The organism is Sinorhizobium prairiense (assembly GCF_029201645.2).
Lineage (GTDB): Bacteria > Pseudomonadota > Alphaproteobacteria > Rhizobiales > Rhizobiaceae > Sinorhizobium > Sinorhizobium meliloti_A.
In genome coordinates this window covers 357,593-376,505 of the sequence record NZ_CP104131.1, presented here as the reverse complement: position 1 = coordinate 376,505, position 18,913 = coordinate 357,593, and the positions used below count along the sequence as shown (strand labels likewise).

The following is an 18,913-nucleotide window of genomic DNA, read 5'->3' as shown; positions in this document are numbered from 1 at the left end:
GACAATCAGGCCGCCTTGTTAAGGCGCATTTTCCTGCGAACGTTCTTGGAGGGAAAGAATCCATGAAAATACTTGTGACGGTGAAACGGGTCGTCGACTACAACGTCAAGATCCGGGTCAAAGCGGATGGAACGGGCGTCGAGCTTGCCAATGTGAAGATGTCGATGAACCCCTTCGACGAGATCTCGGTCGAAGAGGCGCTGCGGCTGAAGGAAGCCGGCAAGGCGAGTGAAGTGGTGGTCGTGTCGATCGGCCCGGCCAAGGCGGAAGAGACGCTCAGGACCGCGCTCGCCATGGGCGCCGACCGGGCGATCCTGGTCGAGACCGAAGACCAGGTCGAGCCGCTCGCTGTGGCCAAGATCGTCAGGCAAGTCGCCGAGGCCGAACAGCCGGGGCTGATCATCGTCGGCAAGCAGGCGATCGACGACGATTCCAACCAGACCGGCCAGATGCTGTCGGCCTTGCTCGGCTGGGCCCAGGGCACCTTTGCCTCCAAGGTCGAGATCGGCGACGGCAAGATCAACGTTACCCGCGAGGTCGACGGCGGCCTGCAGACGGTCGAACTGAAGCTGCCGGCGGTCGTCACCACCGATCTGCGCCTCAACGAGCCGCGCTATGCCTCGCTGCCGAACATCATGAAGGCGAAGAAGAAGCCGCTCGACAAGAAGACCCCGGCCGATTTCGGCGTCGACACGGCGCCGCGGCTGAAAGTCTTGAAGACCGAAGAGCCCTCCGGCCGCAAGGCCGGCGTCAAGGTGAAGACGGTCGCCGAGCTCGTCGAGAAGCTCAAGACCGAAGCCGGCGTGCTTTAAGTTCATGCGTCCGGAAAGTGGACACTGGCTTCCGGGCAAACGCATGAACCACTTCAGACTCATGAGCTCCGATCTGGAACGGATCGTTGAGCTCGATCGAAAGGGAGAATTCTACCATGGCCATTCTGCTTCTGGCTGACCACGACAACAGCCACCTTTCCGACCAGACCGCGAAGGCGCTGACGGCGGCAACGAAGATCGCCAGTGGGACCGGAACCGACGTGCATGTGCTGGTTGCCGGTCAGAACGTCAAAGGGATTGCCGAGCAAGCCTCCAAGCTTTCGGGCGTCGCCAAGGTGCTGGTCGCTGAGGACGCCTCGCTCGCCAACAATCTCGCCGAGCCGCTGGCCGCGCTGATCGTTTCGCTCGCGGGCAATTACGACACCGTCGTTGCCGCCGCCACCTCGGTCGGCAAGAACGTCATGCCACGGGTCGCAGCCCTTCTCGACGTCGCCCAGGTTTCGGAGATCATCGAGGTCGTCTCGCCCGATACCTTCAAACGGCCGATCTATGCCGGCAACGCCATCCAGACGGTGCAGACGAGCGAGCCGAAGAAGGTGATCACCGTGCGCACCGCCTCCTTTGCCGCTGCTCAAGAAGGCGGCTCGGCCCCGGTCGAGACGGTTGCCGCCGCGGCAAATCCCGGCCTTTCCGCCCATGTTTCCGATGCGCTGTCGTCCTCCGACCGGCCGGAACTGACCTCGGCGAAGATCATCATCTCCGGCGGCCGGGCGCTCGGCTCCTCGGAGAAGTTCAAGGAAGTCATCCTCCCGGTTGCCGACAAGCTCGGCGCCGCCGTCGGCGCCTCACGCGCCGCCGTCGACGCCGGCTATGCGCCGAACGACTGGCAGGTCGGCCAGACCGGCAAGGTGGTCGCCCCCGACCTCTACATCGCCTGCGGCATTTCCGGTGCGATCCAGCACCTCGCCGGCATGAAGGACAGCAAGGTGATCGTCGCCATCAACAAGGACGAGGAAGCGCCGATCTTCCAGGTCGCCGACTACGGCCTCGTCGCCGATCTCTTCGACGTCCTGCCGGAACTCGAAAAGGCGCTTTGACGCACCGGCTACCGACACGAAAAAGCTGGAAAAAGCGCCGACATGGCATTAACAATCATACCGGGCCGGCCCTGCCGGCCCGGTAATTTTGCATTTGCGGCAGCGTCATTGCCGCAACCTGTTGAACATGGGTGTTCGCTTCAATGATCAAGACGGTGGGAATTATCGGCGCAGGACAGATGGGCTGCGGCATTGCCCATGTTTCGGCAGCCGCCGGATATAAGGTTCAGCTCTACGATATCGCCGCGGACCGAATCGAGGCGGGGCTTGCCACCATCAACGGCAATCTTGCCCGGCAGGTCTCCTCCGGCAAGATGAGCGACGAGGACCGCAAGCGGGCGCTTTCCCTGATCAAGGGCTCAGGCGACATCAACGACCTCGCGCAGGCCGATCTCGTGATCGAGGCGGTCACCGAAGACGAAACCGTCAAGCGCAAGATCTACGGTCAGGTCTGCCCGGTCATGAGGCCGGATGCCATCCTGGCGACCAACACATCGTCCCTGTCCATCACCCGGCTCGCCTCCGCGACCGATCGTCCCGAACGGTTCATGGGCATCCACTTCATGAACCCGGTCCCGGTCATGAAGCTGGTGGAGCTCGTACGCGGTATCGCCACGGAGGAAGAGACCTTCAAGGCGGCCAAGGAATTCGTCGCGCATCTCGACAAGACCGTCACCGTCGCCGAAGATTTTCCCGCCTTCATCGTCAATCGCATCCTGTTGCCGATGATCAACGAGGCTATCTACACGCTCTATGAAGGCGTCGGCACCGTCGATGCCATCGACACGGCCATGAAGCTCGGCGCCAACCATCCGATGGGTCCGTTGCAGCTCGCCGATTTCATCGGCCTCGACACCTGTCTGTCGATCATGCAGGTGCTACATGACGGCCTGGCGGATTCGAAGTATCGCCCCTGCCCGCTGCTGGTGAAATATGTCGAGGCCGGTTGGCTCGGCCGCAAGTCCGGCCGCGGCTTCTACGACTACCGGGGCGAGGTGCCCGTACCGACGCGCTGACCTTTCAGATCAGGGGAAGGCTCCTGCGGCGCCCCCTCAACTTCCCGCAGGCGGAGCGAGCGCCGCTTCGATGAGGTTCTTCGCGTCATCGCTGTCCCATACGGCCGGCCCGTTCATCGACCCCAAAAGGCAGCCCTTTTCGTCGAGAAGCAAGGTAGCGGGAAGGCCGAAGGCGAGCCCCTCCTTCTTGAGCGTGTTGAAAACTCCCATCGAGGCATCGCGGTAGTAGCCGAGCGCATGAACGCCGACCTCGTCGAGGAATGCCTTCGGCTTGTCGTCGGCACCGGTGTCGATGTTGATTGCGACCACCTCGAAACGGTCGCCGCCGAGCGCCTGTTGCAGGGCGTTGAGCGCCGGCATCTCCTCCCGGCAAGGCACGCACCAGGTGGCCCAGAGGTTGACGAGGACTGTCTTGCCGGCAAAGGCGGCAAGCGTCAGCGGCTTGCCATCGGGACCTGCGAAATCGAGGCCGCCGATCGGGCGCGCGTTGTCCGCCGGCGTCATCGCCGCCACCTGGCCGCGCATCAGCGGGGTGAGCGAAGCCACCTTTTGCCCGGCCAGCGGGCAGCTCGCATCCGCCGTCGGCGTGACGCCGCCATTGCCAGACCCCGTCTCCTTCACGTATACCGCAGCCGCACCGGCGATCACGCCCAGAAGGGCGGCGAGCGCGAACAATTTAAGGGCCGGAGGGCGTTTCTTCTGGTCTGGCATTTCATTCTCCAAGGCGGGCATCCTGATGGCTGACGGCAGTTCCGAGACGAAATCCTCCAACCAGATGTGGGGCGGTCGCTTCGCCTCGGGCCCGGACGCGATCATGGAGGAGATAAATGCCTCGATCGGCTTCGACAAGAAGCTCTATGCCCAGGACATCCGCGGCTCAATAGCGCATGCGACGATGCTGGCGCATCAAGGCATCATTTCCGCCGAAGACAAAGACAAGATCGTTCACGGCCTCGACACGATCCTGTCAGAGATCGACAGCGGCGCATTCGAATTCTCGCGTCGCCTGGAAGACATCCACATGAACATCGAGGCGCGGCTGGCGGCGCTGATCGGCCCGGCCGCCGGGCGCCTCCACACTGCGCGCTCGCGCAACGACCAGGTGGCGCTCGATTTCCGCCTGTGGGTGAAAGAGGAGCTTCAGAAGACCGAGAAGGCGCTGACCGGTCTCATCGCTGCCTTTCTCGACCGCGCCGAAGAGCATGCCGACACGGTGATGCCCGGCTTCACTCATTTGCAAACGGCGCAGCCGGTCACCTTCGGACATCACTGCATGGCCTATGTGGAAATGTTCGGCCGCGACCGCGCGCGCGTTCGCCACGCGATCGAGCACATGGACGAAAGCCCGATCGGCGCAGCCGCGCTTGCCGGCACCGGCTTCCCCATCGATCGGCACATGACCGCCAAGGCGTTAGGCTTCCGCGAACCGACCCGCAATTCCATCGATACCGTCTCCGATCGCGACTTCGCGCTCGAATTCCTGTCGGTCGCCGCGATCGCGGCGACCCACCTGTCGCGGCTCGCGGAAGAAATCGTCATCTGGTCGACGCCGCAATTCGGCTTCATCCGCCTGTCGGACGCCTTTTCGACCGGTTCGTCGATCATGCCGCAGAAGAAGAATCCCGATGCGGCCGAGCTCGTGCGCGCCAAGACCGGGCGCGTCAACGGCTCGCTGGTTGCGCTGCTGACCGTGATGAAGGGTCTTCCCCTCGCCTATTCCAAGGACATGCAGGAAGACAAGGAACAGGTCTTCGATGCGGCCGAGAGCCTCGAACTCGCAATTGCGGCCATGACCGGCATGATCCGCGACGTGACGATACGCGCCGACCGGATGAAGGCCGCAGCCGGCTCCGGCTACTCGACCGCCACCGATCTCGCCGACTGGCTGGTGCGCGAGGCAGGCCTGCCCTTCCGCGACGCCCACCATGTGACCGGCCGCGTCGTCGCGCTTGCGGAACAGAAAGGATGCGACCTCGCCGACCTCCCGCTCGCCGAGCTGCAGGCGATCAATTCCGCAATAACGGACAAGGTCTACGGCGTCCTGACGGTCGAGGCCTCCGTGGCAAGCCGCACCAGCTTCGGCGGCACTGCGCCCTCCGAAGTCCGCAAGCAGATCGCCTGGTGGCGGGCGCGCAACTAGAGCGCTTCAGGAAAAGTGTGTAACGGTTTCCGTTGCAGAATGCGTCGGCTCCACTGCTGCTCTCTCCTGCGCAGAAACAGGGTGCACAAGGCGCTGAAAAATCGGTAAGACATCGCACCGGAGCGGCGCAGGGAACATGTTCCTGCCGCCCCCGCGCTCCCAAGATCAATCGGCTCTCAGCTTCGGCAAAGGGAAATGACGATGACATTCAGGAAGGCCGCCCGAATTCGCGCTTCTTCTGGCAATCCCGGGGCTGGTTCTCGCCGGCTGCGGGCGTAAGGGCGACCTCGACCGGCCGGGGGCCACCGCACCGATCAATACGAAAACGCCCGCCGGTACTGTCGCGCCGAAGCAAACCGTCGACGACCGCCCATTCCTGCTTGACCCCCTCCTCTGAGCCGAGGAAAGACCGTGAATCATTTCCAATACCGCGACGGAATTCTTTACGCCGAAGACGTGCCCCTGACGGAGATCGCGCGCGCCGTCGGCACGCCGTTCTACTGTTATTCCACCGCGACGCTGGAGCGCCATTACAGGGTCTTTTCGCAAGCCTTTGCCGATGTGGACGCCATGGTCTGCTATGCGATGAAGGCCAATTCGAACCAGGCCGTGCTGAAAACGCTCGGCCGTCTCGGCGCAGGCGTGGACGTGGTGTCCGAGGGTGAACTGCGCCGCGCGCTTGCAGCGGGCGTTCCGGCAAGCCGGATCATGTTCTCGGGCGTCGGCAAGACCGCGCGCGAGATGGATTTTGCTCTCGAGGCAGGCATCTATTGCTTCAATGTCGAATCCGAGCCGGAGTTGGAGGTCCTGAACCAGAGGGCCGTACGCGCCGGCAGACGAGCGCCGGTTTCCTTCCGCATCAATCCCGACGTCGATGCCCGCACACATGCAAAGATCTCGACCGGGAAGAAGGAAAACAAGTTCGGCATTTCCTGGGAGCGGGCCCGTAGCGTCTATGCTCACGCCGCCGAGCTTCCCGGCATCGAGGTGACCGGGATCGATATGCATATCGGCAGCCAGATCACCGAGCTGCAGCCTTTCGACGACGCCTTCAAGCTGTTGCGCGAACTGGTCGATACGCTGCGTTCCGACGGGCATGTGATCGAGCACGTCGATATCGGCGGCGGTCTCGGCATTCCCTACCGTGAAGACAACAACCCGCCGCCCTTGCCGGACGCCTATGCCGATATCGTCAAGAACCAGCTCAAGGGCCTCGACTGCAAGATCGTCACCGAACCGGGCCGGCTGATCGTCGGCAATGCCGGCATTCTCGTGACCGAAGTGGTCTATGTGAAGGACGGCGGCGACAAGACCTTTGTCATCGTCGATGGAGCGATGAACGATCTCATCCGCCCGACGCTCTACGAGGCCTATCACGAGTTACGCCCGGTGAGGATTTCCGCGGCCAGCGCACCGCGCATCAAGGCCGATGTCGTCGGGCCGGTCTGCGAGACCGGCGACTATCTGGCGCTCGACCGGGAGATGGCGATGCCGAAGCCCGGCGATCTTTTCGCGATCGGCTCGGCGGGCGCCTACGGTGCCGTACAGGCGGGAACCTATAACAGCCGCCTGCTGGTGCCCGAGGTGCTCGTCAAGGGCGATCGTTTCCACGTGATCCGCCCGCGCCGGGGCTACGACGAGCTGATCGGCCTCGACTCGATGCCGGACTGGCTCGATTGACCTCGAGCGACGCTGTCACGATTGGGGTTGCCGGCGGCGATCACGCATTGTTTTACGGGCCGCCCTCGTCTTCGCCACAAACAATGTTATCCTGACCATTGACCGCCTGCGGTCGAAGGATCGAAAGGAAGTTTCGGCGGATGACGCAATTCCGGCAGGATGAAACGCCAAAACCGCAGTCGTTCGCCAGGATGCTGGCGGCGAAGCGATTCCTCGCCCGTTTTGTTCTTCTGGCCGAAGAGCTGCTGCCGCGCATGCTCGTCCCCGCTTCGCTCGTTCTTCTGTTTCTCTCCGCCGGCTGGGTCGGCCTCTTTCGCGCTGCGCCGTTCTGGCTGCATGCCGCCCTTCTTCTCGCTTTCGTCATAGGGCTGTTCATCTCCCTGTTGCCGCTGACCCGCATTCGCTGGCCCGAAACGCCCGAGGCGGACCGGATGCTGGAGGAGCGCAACCGGCTGCCGCATCAGGCGATCCGCGTGCAGGAAGATGCGCCCGCGACGGAGGGCGCTTTCGGCGCCGCACTCTGGCGCGAACATCAGGCGCGTATGGCGCGTATGGTCAGGGAACTCGACACGGGTCTGCCGCGCCCCGATATCGCACGGCATGACCCGTGGGCGCTGAGGGCCGTCCCCGTCCTCCTTGCCTGCGTCGCCTTCGCCTATTCCTATTCGAATCGCGCCGGACTGGTTTCGGATGCCTTCCGCCTGCCCGAGCAAGAGGCAGCGACGGCCGACATCCGTATCGATGCATGGGTGACACCGCCCGCCTATACCGGCCGCGCGCCGATCTTTCTTACGGGTCGACAGGACGCGACGGCCCCGGCCGAGGACAAGGAGCAGGATCCGCAGGAGAAGCCTCAGATCACGATACCTCAGTTCAGCGATCTTACGGTCCGGATAACCGGCGCCGGGGCCGAGGAACCGGTCAGCTACGCAGCCGCGGGCGACGAACCCTTGGTTATCCCTCAGTCGGACGCCAAGGCGGAGACGACATCCGGGCCGGAAAAAGCCAAACCGGAAACGCCCCAGGCAACTCCCAATGCGGTCCGCAATCATGTTTACAAGATCGCCAAGGACGGAACGCTCTCCGTCGGCGGCCAGAGCTGGAGCTTCAAGATCACGCCGGACAGCGTGCCCGACATCGCTTTCGACGGCGAACCGCGTCCAACGGTCAATGCGGCGCTCGACATCAGCTACCTGGCCCACGACGATTACGGCATCGCGCAGGCCTGGGCCGAGATAAAGCCCATCGAGGAGCCCGCGAAGGACGCCCATCCGCTCTACGGCCCTCCTGAATATCGCCTCGATCTGCCGCGGCGCAATGCCCGTGAAGCAAAGGGTACCACGAGCCGCAATCTGAGTGAGCATCCGCTTGCCGGAAAGCGCGTGAGCATCACGCTCGTCGCTCGTGATGCAGCCGGCCAGGAGGGACGAAGCGTGCCGCAGGAGATCGTTCTGCCGGCGCGCCGTTTCTTCGAACCCCTCGCCGCTGCCGTCGCAGAACAGCGCCAGGTCTTCGCGCTCGACGCCAACCAGTTGCCGCGCGCGATCGATCTCAACGATGCGCTGACGCTTTATCCCGAGGAGACGATTCCCAACGCCACCCACTTCCTGCTGCTGAAATCGGCACGCACGCGCATGCAGCTCGCCCGGAACGACGACATGCTGCGCGATGCCGCCGACCACCTGTGGGAAATCGCGCTCGGCATCGAGGACGGTGACCTGTCGCTCGCTGACCGGCGGCTGCGCGACGCGCAGCAGGCGCTGTCGGACGCGCTCGAACGTAACGCCTCGGACGAGGAAATCGCCCGGCTGATGGACGAGCTTCGCCAGGCGATGCAGGAATATATGCAGGCGCTCGCCGAGCAGGCCGCGAAGAACCCCGCCGTCGCCGCCAATCCCGAGATGAACAACGTGCTGCGCCAGCAGGATCTGCAGAAGATGATGGACCAGATCGAAAATCTGGCCCGCTCCGGCGCGCGCGATCAGGCGCGGCAGATGCTCTCCGAACTGCAGAGAATGATGAACAATCTCCAGGCCGGACGCATGCAGCAGCAGATGGGCGAGCAGAACAACGCCATGCGGCAGCAGATGGATAAGCTCGGCGAGCTTATGCAGCGGCAACAGCAGCTGATGGACGAAACTTTCAAACTGGACCAGGCACTGCGCGACCGGATGCAGCGCGGCGATCCGCTCGAAGGCGAGGACGAGGAACTTTTCGGACAGGACATGCCCCAGGATCCGGGGCAGCGGAGTGACCCCAACGGCCAACCCAACCCCATGGACGACATGACCGCCGAGCAATTGAAGGAAGCTCTCAAGCAATTGAGAGAGCAGCAGGAATCGCTCGGCAAGCAACTCGGCGACCTGCAGAAGGGTCTCGAGAATTTGGGCATCAAGCCCGGCAAGGGCTTCGGTCAGGCGCAGCGCGAGATGGAAGGTGCCGCCGGCGCTCTCGGGAAGGGCCAGGGCGAGCAGGCGGTCGGCAGCCAGGGCCGGGCTCTGCAGGCCCTGCGCGAGGGAGCGCAGGACATGATGAACCAGATGCAAGCCCAGGGACAGGGACAAGGTCCCGGACAAGGCGTTCCGCAATATGGCCAGAACGGGCGTGACCCTCTCGGCCGCCGGCAGCAGAACGCCGGCCCCGATTTCGGCGATCAGGTCAAGGTGCCCGACGAGATCGACACGCAGCGCGCTCGGCAGATCCTCGAAGAGATCCGTCGCAAGTTGGGTGACAGCCTGTCGCCGGAACTGGAGCGGCAGTATCTCGAGCGGCTGCTCGACATGCGGTGATGGGTCTGCGGGACGAGGGGTCGGGCGGCCTCTCCGAAGCCCCTCTTCCCGCGTCCCGCATCAAAGGTTTACGATCGGCGTCAGGCGGCCAGCGCGAGCGCGACGGCCTTGCGAATGTCGGGCAGTGAAAATGGCTTCTCGATGACGTCGACGACCTTGCCGGAGAGGTCGTCGGCACGCTCGCGTTGCTCGGCATAGCCGGTCATCAACAGGATTTTCAATGCCGGAAAGGCGGCGGACGCCTGATGCGCAAGCTCGATGCCGTCCATGACCGGCATCCGGATATCGGATAGCAAGAGATCGAACGGCTGATCGCGAAGGCAGGCAAGCCCATCGGCTCCGTCCCCGGCTTCAACCGTTTCGTGCCCGTCGAGCCGCAACGCGCGTGCGACGAACGAGCGCAGGCCGTCTTCATCCTCGGTGATCAGGATTTTCGCCATCATGGCCTCCCGTATTATTTCTGCGGGGAGCGGCGCGGCGATTGGATGCCATAGACGCTCCGTTGGATCTGCGTATCGTCCGCCGCCTCATGCGACCGCGATACGTCTTCCAAACAAACAGCTTTTCGTTTGATTCCGGTAAACGCGTTAGGAGGCATTTTAATCATTCAGCGCGCCGGAACGATTCCCGTGATGGGGCCACGATAGAAACGGCGCGCGTGGTTACGTCGCGTCGCCGGTCACAACCCCGACGAACGGCAGTTCGCGGAACGCGTAGGCCACATCCATTCCGTAGCCGACCACGAAATGATCCGGGCATTCGAAGCCGACATAATCCGCTTCGAGATCGACGCGGCGCTTCACCCGCTTGTCGAGCAATACCGCGATCGTCACGTTTCGTGCGCCGCGCTCCAGGAGCAGTTCCTTGGCGAAACGAAGGGTGCGGCCGGACTCCAGAATGTCGTCGATGAGGAGCACGTCGCGGTCACGCACGTCGCTGTCGATATCCTTGGTGATCTTGACGCCCTTGGATTCGGTCCCGGTTCCGTAGCTCGAAAGCGTGATGAACTCGACCTCCGGAGCAAGGCCTGCCGCATGCATGGCGCGGATCAGATCGGCCGCGAAGATGAAGGAGCCCTTCAGGATCGAGATGACCAGGAGATCCTTGTGCGGCCCGCGAACGATATCGCCGGCCATTTCCTGATTTCTCGCCGCAATGGTTTCGGCGCTGTAGAGGACTTCGATATTCTTGCCGCGGACGACGGGCATACGGGTATCTCCATTCGCAAGGAAGAACACCGGCCTTCCCTTCTTCAGCCGCGCTTAGCACATTCAGCGATCGGAAGCACCGCCTTTTCCGCCCTCCATCGGCAGCGGGTGCATGTCGGCCCGTCCGTCGCCCCCGAAACCGGCGATCAGCAGGAAAACCGTAAGTCCGAGAAAGGCGGCCAGGCCGGCAAAGCGCCGGGGCGACATCGCATCGATCCTGGTCCCGGCCGCGACCAGGATCCGCCGTGCTGCCCTCCGCATTCCCGGGGCGGTCGCCGCGCCGGTCTTCGGCCGGGCGCCGGCCCGGCGCTTGTCGTTGAACACCGGATACGGGCTGCGCCGTGCGGTCGGCGCAACCGTTTCGAACTCGACATCGATATAGTCGAGGCGCCTCGGCTGAGCGGCGCTCGAACGCGAGGCGCGCTCCGGTGGAATGAGGTCGATGCCCGCGGTCTTTGCGCGAAATGCCTGCATGGGCGCTCCCCGAACGCGGCGCCGGACGTCTTGCCTGCAGCGCCGTACGTCTTCGCTCGATGCACATGCCATCCGCGATGGATGCAAGGCATTGCTTCGAATCCTGACGAGACGTAAACCGAAATGGTTAATCTTTTGAAAACGAGGCCGCGAAAGCGGCGTCTTTTCATGGAACGTTAACCCTTGCTTAACCATGGTGTCACGCACGGTTTTGCCTTGGCAGAAGCGCAGTCCTACTGCATGTTCCTGAATTCGGAGCCGGTGCAGGCAGACATGCGGTGCTTCAAGTGCTTCACCGCCCGTCGCGCATCTGATAGACGGGTGGAGCTGCGATAATCCGGCCTTCGGCGGATTTGGCGAGGGTCGTGACGAGAGACTGGGCTGTCCCATTGATTCATTTTGAAAACGTCGGCTTGCGCTATGGCATGGGACCGGAGATCCTCCGGGACCTGACATTCGATATCCCGCGCCGTTCCTTCCAATTCCTCACCGGTCCGTCAGGCGCCGGCAAGACGACGCTGCTCCGCCTCCTCTTCCTGTCGCTCAAGCCGACGCGCGGCCTCATCCGCATGTTCGACCGCAACATCTCCTCCATTCCCCGTGAGGAGTTTCCGATGCTGCGCCGTCGGGTCGGCATCGTCTTCCAGGACTTTCGCCTGCTCGACCACCTGACGACCTATGAAAACGTCGCCCTGCCGCTCCGGGTCCGCGGCAAGGAGGAGTCGAGCTACCGTTCCGACGTGCTCGAACTCCTTAAATGGGTCGGACTCGGCGAGCGCATCAACGTGCTGCCGCCCGTGCTCTCCGGCGGCGAGAAGCAGCGCGCCGCCATCGCACGGGCGCTGATCGACCGGCCGGAGATCCTGCTTGCCGACGAGCCGACCGGCAACGTCGATCCGCCTATGGCGCGCCGATTGCTCAATCTCTTCATGGAACTCAATCGGCTCGGGACCGCGGTGGTGATCGCCACGCACGACCTGTCCTTGATGGATCAGGTCGAGGCCCGGCGCATGATCCTGTCACAGGGACGGCTCGACATCTATGAATGAGAACCGCGTTGCCCGCAGCGAGCCTACCCCTCCGCCGCAACAACAGCAGCGTCGCAGCGAGATGCGCGTGCGCCCGACCGGGCCGATCGTGCCTTCGGCCAACGTTTCCGGCCACGCGCTCATGTGCGTCATCGCCATCATGTCCTTTCTGGCCTGCCTGACCCTCGGCGGCGTCAGCATGGTGCGCGCGACCGCCCAGAGCTGGCAATCGCAGATCTCCCGTGAGATCACCATCCAGATCAAGCCGGACGACAACCTCGACATGGAGAGGGCTCTCGCCGACGCCCGTGATCTGGCCCTGACCTTCAACGGCACGACAGGCGGCACAATCATCGACCGCGCGGCGACCGCGCGCCTCCTGGAACCGTGGCTCGGTGGTGGACTCGACCTGAACGAACTGCCCGTGCCGCGGCTCGTCGTCATCACGATCGACGAGAGCAATCCCCCCGATTTCGCCGCGATGCGAAAGGCGCTCACCGAAACGATCCCGCAGGCCTTTCTCGATGATCACCGCACCTGGGTCGATCGCCTGGTTGCGATGGCGAGCACGACCACGATGATCGGCACCGGCGTCCTGGTACTGGTCTTCTCCGCAATGGTGCTGACGGTGGTTTTCGCCACCCGCGGCGCCCTTTCCGGCAACCGTCATATCGTCGAGGTCCTGCATTTCGTCGGGGCGGAAGCGAGTTTCGTCGCCGCGGAATTCCAGAAGCACTTTCTCCGAATCAGTCTGAAGGGCGCCGGCGCCGGCGGCCTTCTCGCTGCGCTGTCCTTTGCGCTGGCGAGCTTCTGGCAGTCGCAGACGCTTGCAACCCCTGAAACGGATCAGGCGACCGCTCTGTTCGGTACCTTCGCCATCGGTTACACCGGCTATCTCGGCATCTTCGCCATTATCGTCGTGATTGCCCTGCTGACGACCTTGACGGCGCGCCTTACAGTCATGCGGACGATCTACGAAATCGACCTTATCCGATCCGATCCGGGCCGGACCGACACCTTTCAGGGTTGAAATCGGCCGGAAGACCATGAATTGCCCGCAATCGATCTATTCCCTGCCGCAATCTGCGGCTATGTGATGAGAATCATGAAGGCGGGAGAACTACGCGGGAGCGGGATGGCCGAAAGGGGCAAATGGCTGGAGAGGGCCGCGCGCCGTCGCCAGTCCCGCAGCCTGTTGCGCAAAGTGCTGCGCCGCGGCTTCTTCGTGCTGCTCGCCTTTCTCACCATATTCATCGCCGGCTTCCTGCAATTCGCCGACACCGTCGCTTCGCTGCAACCGCCTGCCACTCCGAAAGCGGATGCGATCGTCGTGCTGACCGGCGGCTTCCAGCGAATAGACCAGGCTGTCGATCTCCTGAAACTCGGCGCCGGAAAGCGGCTCTTGATTTCCGGTGTTCATCCGTCGACGACACGAAGCCAGATCCGGCGCAATACGCAGAGTTCGGCCGACCTGTTCAAGTGCTGCGTCGATATTGGTCGTGCGGCGATCGATACGATCGGCAACGCCACCGAAACCTCGCAGTGGATCCGCAACCGAGGTTATCGGACGATCCTCGTGGTGACGAACAATTACCACATGCCGCGCAGCCTGCTCGAACTGCGCCGCGCCAGGCCCGAAACCGAATTCATTGCCTACCCGGTCGTCAATTCGGATCTCAAGACGACCAACTGGCTGCGCAATCCGCTCGTGCTGAAGGCCATTCTGCTCGAATACGGCAAATACTCCGTCGCCTCGCTGCGCGATGTGATGGGCGCGCGCTGGACGAACGGCCTCAGGACGGAGTCCTTGCCTGTTGCGCCGGCCGGGCAATAGCGCCGCCGGAGAAAGGCGCTCCCGTCGCGAGGCTGTTTTCCTCCGCCGCATATTCGTGTAGGCAGCGTGGCGCACCCGCATCCGCACCCGAGAGTCTGCCTGATGATCATCCTGCGTTCGATCCTCTTCAATCTGGTCTTCTACGTTAACCTGATCGTGCAGATGATCGTGCTGACGCCGTTCTATTTCCTTGTGCCGCGCAAGACGGCCTGGTTCGTGCCCAAGAACTGGGCGCGCAGCAACCATTGGCTGCTCGCGAAGATCGTCGGTACGACCTTCGAGATCGAGGGCCTCGAGAACATTCCGAAGGGCGCCTACATCTTCGCGCCGAAGCATCAGTCCTTCTGGGATGCCTATGCGCTCCTGCCTTGGCTCGACGATCCCTTCTATATTCTCAAACGGGAACTCACCTGGATACCGCTGTTCGGCTGGTACATCGTCAAGCAGCGCATGGTTCCGGTGAACCGCGCCGCGCGCGGCAAGGCGATGACAGAGGTGATGGACCGCACGAAAAACGAGATGGCGACCGGGCGTCAGTTGATCATCTATCCCGAGGGGACGCGCCGTCCGCCCGGCGCTCCGCCGGAGTACAAATACGGCATTGCCCGGCTCTATCGGGATCTCCAGGTGCCGGTGGTTCCCGTCGCGATGCATCCGGGGCTGTTCTGGCCGCGGCGCAAGTTCCTCCGTTTCCCTGGCCACTTCAAGGTGCGTGTCCTCCCGCCGATCGAGGCCGGGCTGGATCCGGACGCATTTCTGGCGAAACTGGTGGAAGTTACGGAGGCTGCGAGCGACGACCTCCTCATCGAAACCGTGCGAGCCAATCCGCACCTGCCGTTGCCGCCCACCGCCGAACAGCGGCTGCGCGAACTCGGGGCACGGTAGCCTCCCTTCAGGCCCGGACCGACGCAGCTCCGCCGGCCGTCAACTTCGCGGCAACTTCCTCCAGCCAATGGTCGCGGATACCCATTTCGCGAAGATGTTCGAGCGTATTGAGAACGTATTCGCTGTTCGGCCCGGACTTGCCGGCGGCGACAGCGACCGTCGCGGCCGCCTCCTCCGCGCTCAGCGCACCGGCATACTGGACATGGCAGCGGTCGATCACATAGGTCAGCGCGGGCACGCGGTGTCCGCTGGAAAGTTGCACCGGCATGATCCTTTCCTTGTAGACATGCGTGACCAGCTCGCGTTCGCGCAGGTAGTCGATCACCTCCGCCTTTTGCGCAGGCGCCACGCGGAATGCCGTCCCGATGCAGGAGCCGCCATAGTCGAGCCCGAGCACCAGGCCGGGGTGCCGTTCGGTCCCGCGGTGAACCCAGGAGCGCACGCAGAGGGATCGGCGGTAGCCGAAAGCGCGCGCCGTCAGCTTCTCCTCGAAGCGAAAGCCCGGATTCCACATCAACGACCCGTAGCCAAAGACCCAAAATTCGTCCATATCCGCTGCCATTCAAACATGCCGCCGGCCGGCCACCGAATCAGTCTACCGAATCAGTGTTCGACGCTCCTGCGGCGTACCGAAATTTTTACTGCATAATTCCTGGGACCGTACCGGTCGAAGGACAAAATTGTGCAGCAATTCTCTTGCAATCGAACTGGTCGCGCCGATAGCCCGTGTCGCGATTGCGGATGAAGGTTAGTTCGCCGCATGGGAGTCGGCCACCCGAAAGGCCGCTCCCGGCGGCAAGAGCGAGATGAGTTTCTGGTCCACCCGACCTGAAACCGTCGTGATTTAGTGTGGAGTACCCGACAACATGACTGTGACCGCCGTCGCCAAGCCATCGCCTACCGGCAGGAAGTTCTTGTGGCTGGCAGCAGGTATCGTGTTCGTGATCGGCCTTTATTCCGCCGGTTGGTTTCTCGCCGCCGACCAGATCCAAAAGCGGCTGACCGCCTATCTGACGAAGGGGCAGTCGATCGGCTTCAGCGGCGAATGCGCCGAGATGGAGGTGCGTGGCTTTCCCTTCCGCCTCGGTCTGTTCTGCGACAAGGTTCGCCTCGACGATACGCGCCGCGGCGCCTCCGCATCCTTCGGTGCCCTGCGAACGGCGGCGCAGGTCTATCAGCCCGGGCGTGCGGTCCTCGAGCTCGACGGCCCTGCCGAAATCCGTGTTTCTCCCGGCGTCACCATTTCCGCCGACTGGACGCTGCTCCGCGCAAGTGTCGCCGCGACCCTCTCCGGCATCGACCGGACCTCAGTGGCCTATGACAATCTGACCGGCACCGCGCGCTCCCCCTGACGGGCGAGGGCCTCGGCTTCGGCGCCAGCCATGGCGAGCTCCATCTGCGCCAGAACGACGGTAACCTGGACGCGGCACTCAGCATCGAAAAGCTCGACCTGCGTCCGGACCAGGGACCCAGTCTTGCCGCACCGGCCGATGTCGCAATGGACCTGACCGTTGTGGATAAGGCAGAATGGCTTCAGGCGGGTGCTTTGCCGCCCCATATGCTCCGCGGCACCAGAGGCGAGTTGCGGCAATTGACACTCGATGCGGGCTCCGGAATGAGCGCAAAACTCACCGGGCCCTTTTCGGTGAATGATCAGGGGCTGATTTCGGGGGAATTCTCTCTCACGCTTGCGAATATCGACGCCTGGCGGGAAAACTTCGTGAAGATCGCTCCGGACGAAACCGACCTGATCGACAACGTCGCCAACATGTTGAAGGCGCTTGCCGGCGGCAAGAACGAAACGACGGTCAAACTGAACGTCCGCGACGGGACCGCCTTCCTCGCCTTCGTTCCGATCGGTATGCTGCCGGCTCTGTGAGCGACGGTCTTCGCAGCCGGCTTCCCGTAGCCTACTTCTGATCCATCGCGTGCCGGCCGAAATCGGGCATGGCGGTGTCCTGACCGGCCTGAACGATCGAGCGGCGTATCGCCCGCGTGCGGGTGAAGAGATCGAAGAGCTTGTCGCCGTCGCCCCAACGGATCGCGCGTTGCAGGGAGGCGAGATCCTCGGAGAAGCGGGCGAGCATTTCCAGGATCGCGTCCTTGTTGTGCAGGCAGACGTCGCGCCACATGGTCGGGTCCGAAGCGGCAAGGCGGGTGAAGTCACGGAACCCCGAGGCCGAGTATTTGATCACTTCGGACTCGGTCACCGTTTCCAGATCGTCCGCGGTGCCGACAATGTTGTAGGCGATGATATGCGGGAGATGCGAAACGATCGCCAGCACCTTGTCGTGATGTTCCGGATCCATCTCGTCGACCATCGATCCGAGCGTTTCCCAGAACAGCCTGAGCCTGGCGACCGCGTCTTCGTCCGTGCCGGCCGGCGGCGTCAGAATGCACCAGCGCCCGCGGAAGAGGCCCGCAAAGCCGGCATCCGGGCCGGAATGCTCGGTACCCGCGATCGGGTGACCGGGCACGAAATGGACGTCCTTGGACAGGTGCGGCGCCATCTGCGCGATGACCGATCCTTTGGTCGAACCGACATCGGTGACGATCGCACCCGGTTTCAGATGGGCTGCGATCTCGGCGGCGACTGCGCCGGATGCCCCCACAGGCACCGACACGATGACGAGATCCGCGTCCTCGACAGCCTCGGCCGCCGAAAGCGTGTAGCGGTCGCCGAGGCCCAGCTCGCCGGCGCGCTTCAGCGTCGCTTCGCTGCGCGTCGTGACCACGATCGTACCGGCGAGCTGCTTCTCGCGAACGTCCCGGGCGATGGACGATCCGATCAGGCCGATGCCGATGAGGGCTATGGTTTCGAACTGCTGCGCCATCATTTCCGTCCCATGAATTCAGTCAGTGCCGCGACCACGCCCTCATTCGCTTCTTCCGAGCCGATCGTCATTCTCAGCGCGTTGGGGAAACCGTAGGCGCCGACGGCGCGCAGGATGAAGCCGCGGCTCGTCAGATAGGCATCCGCGTCGCTGGCCGACATGCCCGCTTCCTCAGGGAAGTGAATCAGCACGAAATTGGTGACCGAGGAGGTGACGCGCAGGCCGATATCCGTCAGTGCCTGACCGACCTTTGCCAGCCAGGTGTGATTGTGGTCAGCCGCCGCGGCAACGAAGGCCTGATCGCGGATCGCCGCGGCGCCGGCGGCGATCGCGGGCGCGTTGAGATTGAAGGGACCGCGGACGCGGTCCAACGCCTCCACCACGTCGCGCGGCGCATACATCCAGCCGATGCGCAGACCGGCAAGGCCGTAGATCTTCGAAAAGGTTCGGGTCATCACCACGTTGCGGTTGGACGAAACGAGCTCCAGTCCCGCCTCGTAGTCGTTGCGCCGTACATATTCCGCATAGGCGGCATCGAGCACCAGCAAGACGCCGGCGGGCAGGCCCGCATGCAGACGCCGGACCTCGTCGACGGGGATATAGGTGCCGGTCGGATTTGCCGGATTGGCGATGAAGACGATCTTCGTCCGCTCGGTCACGGCCGCGAGTATCGCATCGACATCGACGCGCTCGTCTCTCTCCTTGACCGTGACGGGTATCCCGCCCGACGCGGTGATCTGGATCCTGTAGACGAGAAATCCGTGTTCGGTGACGATCCCCTCGTCGCCGGGACCGAGATAGGTATGGCAGAGAAGACCGAGCAGTTCGTCCGACCCGTTGCCGCAAAGGACGTTGGCGGGGTTGAGCCCGTGAACCGCCGCGATCGCTTCCTTGAGCGCATTCGCCTGACCGTCCGGGTAGCGTTCGAGATTGAAAGCCGCCTTCTGGAAAGCCTCGATCGCGCGCGGGCTCGCGCCGAGCGGCGTTTCGTTCGACGACAGCTTGTGAACCTTGGCGACGCCGGGCGCATGTTCCTTGCCCGGCACATAGGCGGCGATGTCCAGGATGCCGGAACGCGGCGCAGGGCTTTTCAGGGCAAGATTCATCGGACCAGCTTTCACGGGAAGAATGCGGTCCAGCCAATACCGGGGACGG

At 63.3% G+C, this 18,913-nt stretch carries 17 protein-coding genes and 2 pseudogenes; 12 read left to right on the top strand and 7 right to left on the bottom strand.

The annotated features are described in order from the left end of the window. Positions 1 to 62 precede the first annotated feature (62 nt). The 3 genes from N0Q91_RS04450 (at position 63) to N0Q91_RS04440 (ending at position 2,886) form a co-directional block, all read left to right on the top strand. Positions 63 to 812 (top strand): electron transfer flavoprotein subunit beta/FixA family protein, encoded by a 750-nt coding sequence (locus tag N0Q91_RS04450; protein ID WP_100674193.1) that lies wholly within the window; start codon positions 63 to 65, stop codon positions 810 to 812. 116 nt (positions 813 to 928) lie between these two features. Next, the gene (locus N0Q91_RS04445) at positions 929 to 1,870 is read left to right on the top strand and encodes an electron transfer flavoprotein subunit alpha/FixB family protein (protein ID WP_275597418.1); all 942 of its coding nucleotides are present in this window, start codon (positions 929 to 931) and stop codon (positions 1,868 to 1,870) included. A 143-nt stretch (positions 1,871 to 2,013) separates the two neighbouring features. Continuing rightward, positions 2,014 to 2,886 (top strand): 3-hydroxybutyryl-CoA dehydrogenase, encoded by an 873-nt coding sequence (locus N0Q91_RS04440; protein ID WP_010970098.1) that lies wholly within the window; start codon positions 2,014 to 2,016, stop codon positions 2,884 to 2,886. 36 nt (positions 2,887 to 2,922) lie between these two features. Here N0Q91_RS04440 and tlpA read toward each other — a convergent pair whose 3' ends face one another. Continuing rightward, entirely contained in the window at positions 2,923 to 3,597 is a 675-nt protein-coding gene (gene tlpA / locus N0Q91_RS04435) for a thiol:disulfide interchange protein TlpA (protein ID WP_275597417.1), read from the bottom strand. Between the two features lie 25 nt (positions 3,598 to 3,622). Here tlpA and argH point away from each other — a divergent pair, with 25 nt between their 5' ends. From argH to N0Q91_RS04415, 4 genes and pseudogenes are all read left to right on the top strand, one after another. Continuing rightward, entirely contained in the window at positions 3,623 to 5,026 is a 1,404-nt protein-coding gene (argH, locus tag N0Q91_RS04430; RefSeq protein WP_275597416.1) for an argininosuccinate lyase, read from the top strand. A 195-nt stretch (positions 5,027 to 5,221) separates the two neighbouring features. After that, positions 5,222 to 5,423, top strand: a pseudogene (gene lptM / locus N0Q91_RS04425) (LPS translocon maturation chaperone LptM). A 14-nt stretch (positions 5,424 to 5,437) separates the two neighbouring features. Continuing rightward, entirely contained in the window at positions 5,438 to 6,706 is a 1,269-nt protein-coding gene (lysA, locus tag N0Q91_RS04420) for a diaminopimelate decarboxylase (RefSeq protein WP_275597415.1), read from the top strand. A gap of 140 nt (positions 6,707 to 6,846) precedes the next feature. Continuing rightward, entirely contained in the window at positions 6,847 to 9,495 is a 2,649-nt protein-coding gene (locus N0Q91_RS04415; protein WP_275597414.1) for a TIGR02302 family protein, read from the top strand. Between the two features lie 80 nt (positions 9,496 to 9,575). Here N0Q91_RS04415 and N0Q91_RS04410 read toward each other — a convergent pair whose 3' ends face one another. From N0Q91_RS04410 to N0Q91_RS04400, 3 genes are all read right to left on the bottom strand, one after another. Next, the gene (locus N0Q91_RS04410; RefSeq protein ID WP_026168803.1) at positions 9,576 to 9,935 is read right to left on the bottom strand and encodes a response regulator; all 360 of its coding nucleotides are present in this window, start codon (positions 9,933 to 9,935) and stop codon (positions 9,576 to 9,578) included. A 222-nt stretch (positions 9,936 to 10,157) separates the two neighbouring features. After that, positions 10,158 to 10,703 (bottom strand): hypoxanthine phosphoribosyltransferase, encoded by a 546-nt coding sequence (gene hpt / locus N0Q91_RS04405; RefSeq protein ID WP_100674186.1) that lies wholly within the window; start codon positions 10,701 to 10,703, stop codon positions 10,158 to 10,160. A gap of 63 nt (positions 10,704 to 10,766) precedes the next feature. Next, positions 10,767 to 11,177, bottom strand: coding sequence for a hypothetical protein (locus tag N0Q91_RS04400; RefSeq protein ID WP_275597413.1), 411 nt, complete (start codon positions 11,175 to 11,177; stop codon positions 10,767 to 10,769). A gap of 425 nt (positions 11,178 to 11,602) precedes the next feature. On the opposite strand from N0Q91_RS04400, the gene ftsE reads away from it, so the two are divergent. The 4 genes from ftsE (at position 11,603) to N0Q91_RS04380 (ending at position 14,924) form a co-directional block, all read left to right on the top strand. After that, on the top strand, positions 11,603 to 12,226 hold the full coding sequence (ftsE, locus tag N0Q91_RS04395) for a cell division ATP-binding protein FtsE (RefSeq protein ID WP_234704940.1): 624 nt from the start codon (positions 11,603 to 11,605) through the stop codon (positions 12,224 to 12,226). Further along, a complete protein-coding gene (locus tag N0Q91_RS04390) occupies positions 12,219 to 13,235 on the top strand; it encodes a cell division protein FtsX (protein ID WP_100674184.1) in 1,017 nt (338 codons plus the stop codon). Before ftsE ends, N0Q91_RS04390 begins: the two co-directional genes overlap by 8 nt. A 105-nt stretch (positions 13,236 to 13,340) precedes the next feature. After that, entirely contained in the window at positions 13,341 to 14,039 is a 699-nt protein-coding gene (locus tag N0Q91_RS04385) for a YdcF family protein (protein ID WP_275597412.1), read from the top strand. A gap of 102 nt (positions 14,040 to 14,141) precedes the next feature. After that, on the top strand, positions 14,142 to 14,924 hold the full coding sequence (locus N0Q91_RS04380; protein WP_127708920.1) for a lysophospholipid acyltransferase family protein: 783 nt from the start codon (positions 14,142 to 14,144) through the stop codon (positions 14,922 to 14,924). Between the two features lie 7 nt (positions 14,925 to 14,931). Here the strand turns inward: N0Q91_RS04380 and N0Q91_RS04375 are convergent, their stop codons facing one another. Next, a complete protein-coding gene (locus N0Q91_RS04375; RefSeq protein WP_018096911.1) occupies positions 14,932 to 15,486 on the bottom strand; it encodes a gamma-glutamylcyclotransferase in 555 nt (184 codons plus the stop codon). Between the two features lie 304 nt (positions 15,487 to 15,790). On the opposite strand from N0Q91_RS04375, the pseudogene N0Q91_RS04370 reads away from it, so the two are divergent. Beyond that, positions 15,791 to 16,803: pseudogene (locus N0Q91_RS04370) on the top strand (DUF2125 domain-containing protein). 31 nt (positions 16,804 to 16,834) lie between these two features. Here the strand turns inward: N0Q91_RS04370 and N0Q91_RS04365 are convergent. Together N0Q91_RS04365 and hisC are read right to left on the bottom strand one after the other, a co-directional pair. Continuing rightward, positions 16,835 to 17,761 carry a prephenate/arogenate dehydrogenase family protein gene (locus N0Q91_RS04365; protein ID WP_100674179.1) on the bottom strand — a complete coding sequence of 309 codons (927 nt, stop codon included), beginning with the start codon at positions 17,759 to 17,761 and terminating at the stop codon, positions 16,835 to 16,837. Beyond that, entirely contained in the window at positions 17,758 to 18,864 is a 1,107-nt protein-coding gene (gene hisC / locus N0Q91_RS04360; protein WP_275597411.1) for a histidinol-phosphate transaminase, read from the bottom strand. The genes N0Q91_RS04365 and hisC overlap by 4 nt, the downstream gene beginning before the upstream one ends. Positions 18,865 to 18,913: the final 49 nt, after the last annotated feature.

What these genes read in the sequence shown, in the direction of transcription:
- N0Q91_RS04440 (WP_010970098.1), top strand. Translation starts at nt 2,014, where the DNA reads ATGATCAAGACGGTGGGAATTATCGGCGCAGGACAGATGGGCTGCGGC.
- hisC (WP_275597411.1), bottom strand. Translation starts at nt 18,864, where the DNA reads ATGAATCTTGCCCTGAAAAGCCCTGCGCCGCGTTCCGGCATCCTGGAC.
- argH (WP_275597416.1), top strand. Translation starts at nt 3,623, where the DNA reads ATGGCTGACGGCAGTTCCGAGACGAAATCCTCCAACCAGATGTGGGGC.
- ftsE (WP_234704940.1), top strand. Translation starts at nt 11,603, where the DNA reads ATGGGACCGGAGATCCTCCGGGACCTGACATTCGATATCCCGCGCCGT.
- N0Q91_RS04450 (WP_100674193.1), top strand. Translation starts at nt 63, where the DNA reads ATGAAAATACTTGTGACGGTGAAACGGGTCGTCGACTACAACGTCAAG.
- tlpA (WP_275597417.1), bottom strand. Translation starts at nt 3,597, where the DNA reads ATGCCAGACCAGAAGAAACGCCCTCCGGCCCTTAAATTGTTCGCGCTC.
- N0Q91_RS04410 (WP_026168803.1), bottom strand. Translation starts at nt 9,935, where the DNA reads ATGGCGAAAATCCTGATCACCGAGGATGAAGACGGCCTGCGCTCGTTC.
- N0Q91_RS04400 (WP_275597413.1), bottom strand. Translation starts at nt 11,177, where the DNA reads ATGCAGGCATTTCGCGCAAAGACCGCGGGCATCGACCTCATTCCACCG.
- N0Q91_RS04375 (WP_018096911.1), bottom strand. Translation starts at nt 15,486, where the DNA reads ATGGCAGCGGATATGGACGAATTTTGGGTCTTTGGCTACGGGTCGTTG.
- N0Q91_RS04390 (WP_100674184.1), top strand. Translation starts at nt 12,219, where the DNA reads ATGAATGAGAACCGCGTTGCCCGCAGCGAGCCTACCCCTCCGCCGCAA.
- N0Q91_RS04380 (WP_127708920.1), top strand. Translation starts at nt 14,142, where the DNA reads ATGATCATCCTGCGTTCGATCCTCTTCAATCTGGTCTTCTACGTTAAC.
- N0Q91_RS04365 (WP_100674179.1), bottom strand. Translation starts at nt 17,761, where the DNA reads ATGATGGCGCAGCAGTTCGAAACCATAGCCCTCATCGGCATCGGCCTG.
- N0Q91_RS04385 (WP_275597412.1), top strand. Translation starts at nt 13,341, where the DNA reads ATGGCCGAAAGGGGCAAATGGCTGGAGAGGGCCGCGCGCCGTCGCCAG.
- N0Q91_RS04445 (WP_275597418.1), top strand. Translation starts at nt 929, where the DNA reads ATGGCCATTCTGCTTCTGGCTGACCACGACAACAGCCACCTTTCCGAC.
- hpt (WP_100674186.1), bottom strand. Translation starts at nt 10,703, where the DNA reads ATGCCCGTCGTCCGCGGCAAGAATATCGAAGTCCTCTACAGCGCCGAA.
- N0Q91_RS04415 (WP_275597414.1), top strand. Translation starts at nt 6,847, where the DNA reads ATGACGCAATTCCGGCAGGATGAAACGCCAAAACCGCAGTCGTTCGCC.